We start from the raw sequence: 5440 nt of genomic DNA on the forward strand, positions 1-5440 counted from the left end.
CCGCCCTGGCGGGAGAACTCGACGAAGGCACCGGGGGTCACCATGACGGTGACGCCGCCGGCCAGCGCCATGTCGCACTCGCCGCCGCGCAGCGCCTGAGCGGCCAGGTGCACCGCCACGAGGGAGGACGAGCAGGCGGTGTCGACCGTCACCGCCGGGCCCTCCAGCCCGAAGGTGTACGACACGCGGCCGGAGATGACGCTGTGCGCGCCGCCGGTGAGCTGGTAGCCGGCCAGCTCGGCCGGTGTGTCGGTGGTGCCGTAGCCCGACGGGGAGGCGCCGACGAAGACGCCGGTACGGCTGCCGCGCAGCTCCTCCGGGTCGATGCCGGCCTGCTCCATGGCCTCCCAGGACGCCTCCAGCAGCAGCCGCTGCTGCGGGTCCATGGCGACGGCCTCGCGCGGCGAGATGCCGAAGAAGCCCGGGTCGAACGTAGTGGCGCCGTCGACGAAGCCGCCCTCGCGGGTGTGTGAGACGGGTTGCCCGTCGGCGTCGACGGCCAGCAGCCGGCCCATGTCCCAGTGGCGGTCGTCGGGGAAGCCGCTGATGCCGTCGCGCCCGGTGGCGACCAGCTCCCACAGGTCGTCCGGGTTGGCCACGCCGCCCGGGTAGCGGCAGCTCATACCGACGATGACGATCGGGTCGCCGTCCACCGGCCCGGCGGGGCCCCAGGCGGTCACGGTCTCGACCTCGTGCAGGCGCAGCGTCGCCGACAGGTGGTCGGCGAGGGCGGCCGGGTTCGGGTAGTCGAAGACCAGGGTGGTGGGCAGGGTGAGGCCGGTGGCGGCGCCGAGCCGGTTGCGCAGCTCGACGGCGGTCAGCGAGTCGAAGCCGAGTTCCTTGAACGCCCGGCCGGCCTTGACCAGGTCCGTGCCGGAGTGGCCGAGCACGGCGGCGGTGTGCGTGCGTACGAGCTCGGTCAGGTGGCGGTCCTGCTCGGCGCGGGGCAGCGTCAGCAGGTGCTGCCGCAGCCCGCCGCCGACGGTGCCCTCCGGTTCCGCGTCGACCACGCGCAGGGCGTCGCGCGCCTCGGCGACGTCGTCGAGCAGGGGGCGGGCGCGGGCGGCGGCGAACGCCGGGGTGAACAGGGACCAGTCGACGTCCGCCACGGTCACCGACGGCACGGCCCGGCCGACGGCGCTGCGCAGCGCGTACACGGCCTGGGCCGGCGACATCGGGCTGAGGCCGCGGCGGGCCAGCAGTTCCTGCCCCTCGCCGCTGGCCATGCCGCCGTCGGCCCAGGGGCCCCACGCCACGGCGGTGGCGGCCAGGCCGCGGGCGCGGCGCCGCTCGGCGAGGGCGTCGAGGAAGGCGTTGCCGGCGGCGTACGCGGCCTGGCCGCCGCTGCCCCAGATGCCGGCGATCGAGGAGAACAGCACGAACGCGTCGAGCGGTCGGTCGCCCAGCAGCTCGTCCAGGTGCACGGCGCCGGCGATCTTGCCGTCGAGCACCCCGGCCAGGCCGGCGAGGTCGGTGTCGACGAGCATGGTCAGCTGGCCCACCCCGGCGGCGTGCACCACCGCGGTCAGCGGCGCCGGGTCGGCCTCGACGTCGCGCAGCAGCGCCTCGACGCGGGCGCGGTCGGCCATGTCGGCGGCGACCAGGGTCACCCGGGCGCCGAGCGCGGTCAGTTCGTCGCGCAGCTCGGCCGCCCCGGGGGCGTGCTCGCCGCGGCGGCTGGTCAGCACGAGGTGCTCGGCGCCGTTGGCCGCCGCCCAGCGGGCCACGTGCGCGCCCAGCGCGCCGGTGCCGCCAGTGACGAGGACGGTGCCGGACGGCTGCCAGCGGTCGACGGCGCCGACGGCCGCCGGCGTGGCGCGCACCAGGCGCCGCACGAAGACGCCAGAGGGCCGCACGGCAACCTGGTCCTCGGGGCCGCCCCTGGTCAGGACGCCCACCGCGTGGTCCCAGTCGTCGCGCCCGGGCGCGTCCGGCAGGTCGACCAGGCCGCCCCAGAGCTGCGGGTGTTCCAGCCCGGCGACCCGGGCCAGGCCCCACAGCCCGCCCTGGGCGACGCTGCGCACCGGGTCGGTGTCGCCGGTGCCGACCCCGCCCCGCGTGAGCATCCACAGTGGTGCCGCGACGTCGGCGGCGTGCAGGGCCTGCACCAGCGTCATCGTGGCGGCCGTGCCGAGCGGCACCGCCGGCTGGCCGGGGTGGGGTCGCTCCAGCAGGCCCAGCAGGGAGACGATCCCGGTGAACGGGGGGTCCCCCACGGCGCCGGCCAGCCGCGACGTCACCTGGTCGCGCTCGGCGAGCGGGTCCACCGCCAGCCGGGACACCTCGCCGCCGGCGGCGCTCAGCGCCCCCGCGAGCGCCCCGGCCCACTCGGTCGTGGCGGCGTCGTCGGCGGGCTCCACGAGCAGCCAGCGTCCCGGCGGGGTGAGCGGTGCGGGGACGGTGGTCCGCTTCCACACCACCCGGTACGACCAGCCGTCGACGACGGCGTCCCGCAGCCGCGCCCTGCGCCAGGACGACAGGACCGGCAGGGCCGGGGCCAGGACGCCCGCCCCGTCGGTGCCGAACTGCGCGGCGAGGGCCGCCACGTCGGAGCGCTCGACGGCCGACCAGAACTCGACGTCCACCACGTCCGGGCTGACCGGGCCGGTGGCCGAGGCCGGCATCTGCTCGGGCCAGTAGCGCTGCCGCTGGAACGCGTACGTGGGCAGGGCGACCGGGGTCGCTCCGGTGCCGGCGTAGAGGGCCGCCCAGTCGACGGGTGTTCCGTTGACGTGCAGTTCGGACAGGGCGGCGAGCAGGGCCCGCGACTCGGGGCGGTCGGCGCGCAGGGCGGGTACGGCGACGACCGGGGTGTCGTCGTCGGCGTCCGCCGGCTCCCGCCCGCTCAGCACGTCCCGGGTCATGGCGGTCAGGACGCTGCGCGGGCCGATCTCCAGGAACGTGTCCACCCCGGCGGCGCGCAGCGCGGCGACCCCGTCGGCGAAACGCACAGCCTCCCGCACGTGCCGCACCCAGTAGTCGGGACTACGGATCTCGTCGACGTCAGCCAGCGCACCGGTCACGTTCGACACGACCGGCAACGCCGGCGCCTCGAACGTCAACCCGTCCAGGACCACCCGGAACTCATCCAGCATCGGCTCCATCAACGGACTGTGGAACGCATGACTCACCGACAACCGGCGCGTACGCACACCCCGCCCACGCCAGACCCGCTCCACCTCGTCGAGCGCCTCCACCGCACCGGAGACCACCACCGACGTCGGCCCGTTGACAGCCGCGACCCCCACACCGGTCAAGCCGTCCAGCGTCGCCAGCACATCGGCCTCAGCCGCCGCAACGGCCAACATCCCACCACCGGCCGGCAACGCCTGCATCAACCGGCCCCGCGCCGCCACCAACACACACGCATCCGCCAGCGACAACACCCCCGCCACATGCGCGGCCGTGACCTCGCCGATCGAATGACCGCCGACCAGGTCGGGGGCGACGCCGAACGACTCCACCAGGCGGAACAACGCCACCTCGACCGCGAACAGACCCGCCTGCGTGAACACCGTCCGGTCCAGCAGCTCCGCCTCGGCGGAACCCTCGGGTGCGAACAGCACCTCCTTGAGCGGGCGCGGCAACAGCGCGTCGAGCTGTGCGCACACCTCGTCCAGCGCGGCGGCGAAGACCGGGAACTCCGCGTACAACTCCCGGCCCATGCCGGCACGCTGCGCGCCCTGACCGGAGAAGAGCACCGCGAGCGGACCCCGGTCGGCGGCCTGCCCGGCGACCAGCGCGCCGGACGGCTGGCCGGCGGCGAGGGCGCGCAGCCCGGCCAGCAGCTCCTCGCGGTCGGTGGCGGTGAGCACCGCGCGGTGTTCCAGCGCGGAGCGCGACACGACCGACGACCAGCCGACGTCCACGGTGCGGAGGGCCTCGTCGTCCTCCAGCCACCGGGCCCAGCGGCCCGCCTGCGCGCCGAGCGCGGCCTCGGAGCGGGCGGAGAGCAGCACGGGCACCGCCGGCAGGGCGACGGTGGGTGCCGGTCCGGCGTCGGCGGGCTCGGCGGCATCCGGGGTCGGTGGCTCCTCGATGATGGTGTGCGCGTTCGTGCCGGAGATGCCGAACGACGACACGGCCGCCCGGCGGGGACGGTCGGTCGCCGGCCACGGCGTCGCCTCGGTCACCAGCGACACCTCGCCGGCCGACCAGTCCACCTTCGGCGTCGGCTCGTCGACGTGCAGGGTGGACGGCACGAGCCCGTGCCGCATCGCCATCACCATCTTGATCACACCGGCCACGCCTGCGGCGGACTGGCTGTGGCCGATGTTCGACTTGATCGAGCCGAGCAGCAGCGGCCGGTCGGCGGGGCGGTCCCGCCCGTACGTGGCCAGCAGGGCCTGCGCCTCGATCGGATCGCCGAGGACGGTGCCGGTGCCGTGCGCCTCGACGGCGTCCACGTCGGCCGTGGTCAGCCGGGCGTTCGCGAGGGCCTGCCGGATCACCCGCTGCTGGGCGGGGCCGTTGGGGGCGGTGAGGCCGTTGGACGCGCCGTCCTGGTTGACGGCGCTGCCCCGGATCACGGCGAGGATCGGGTGTCCCTTGCGCTGCGCGTCCGACAGCCGCTCCACCAGCAGGATGCCGACGCCCTCGGACCAGCCCGTGCCGTCGGCAGCGGCGGCGAACGACTTGCAGCGGCCGTCCGGGGCGAGCCCCCGCTGCCGGGAGAAACCCACGAACGGGCCGGGGGTGGCCATGACGCACACGCCGCCGGCCAGGGCCAGGTCGAAGTCGCCCTGCCGCAGCGCCTGGCACGCCAGGTGCAGGGCGACCAGCGACGACGAGCAGGCGGTGTCCACGGTGACCGCGGGGCCCTCCAGGCCGAGGGCGTACGCGATCCGCCCGGAGACGACACTGGTGGCCGTACCGGTCAGCAGGTAGCCCTCGTCGGCGCCCTCGGCCTCGCTCTGCGGGCCCATGCCGTAGCCGTTGGCGGCGGTGCCGACGAAGACGCCGACCTTCTGCCCCCGCATCGAGGCGGGCGCGACGCCGGCGTGCTCGAACGCCTCCCACGACGTCTCCAGCAGCAGCCGCTGCTGGGGGTCCATCGCCACGGCCTCGCGCGGCGAGATGCCGAAGAACTCCGCGTCGAAGTCGGCCGCGTCGTAGAGGAAGCCGCCCTCGCGGGTGGTGGAGCGGCCGGCCCGGTCGGCGTCCGGGTCGTACAGGTTGTCCAGGTCCCAGCCCCGGTCCGTCGGGAAGCCGCCGATCGCGTCGCCGCCGGAGGCCACCAGGTCCCAGAGCTGCTCGGGGCTGGCGACGCCACCTGGATAGCGGCAGGACATCGCGACGATCGCGATCGGTTCCCGGGCGGCGGCGGTCAGCTGCTGGTTGAGCTGACGGAGGCGGCCCGTCTCCTTGAGCGACGCGCGAAGCGCCTCGACGACCTTGTCTGCGGACGTAGACATCATGAGCTCCGTACTGGGGACAACGG

At 75.5% G+C, this 5440-nt stretch carries 1 protein-coding gene (only partly in view); it reads right to left on the reverse strand.

Annotated elements, in window-relative coordinates; all coding sequences use genetic code 11:
* Positions 1-5414 carry the 5' portion of a type I polyketide synthase gene (locus tag FHU28_RS23685; RefSeq protein ID WP_184686656.1) on the reverse strand. It extends 24424 nt beyond the left edge of the window, so only the first 5414 of its 29838 coding nucleotides appear in the window; its start codon is at positions 5412-5414; its stop codon lies beyond the left edge, outside the window.
* Positions 5415-5440: the final 26 nt, after the last annotated feature.

The organism is Micromonospora echinospora (assembly GCF_014203425.1).
Lineage (GTDB): Bacteria > Actinomycetota > Actinomycetes > Mycobacteriales > Micromonosporaceae > Micromonospora > Micromonospora echinospora_A.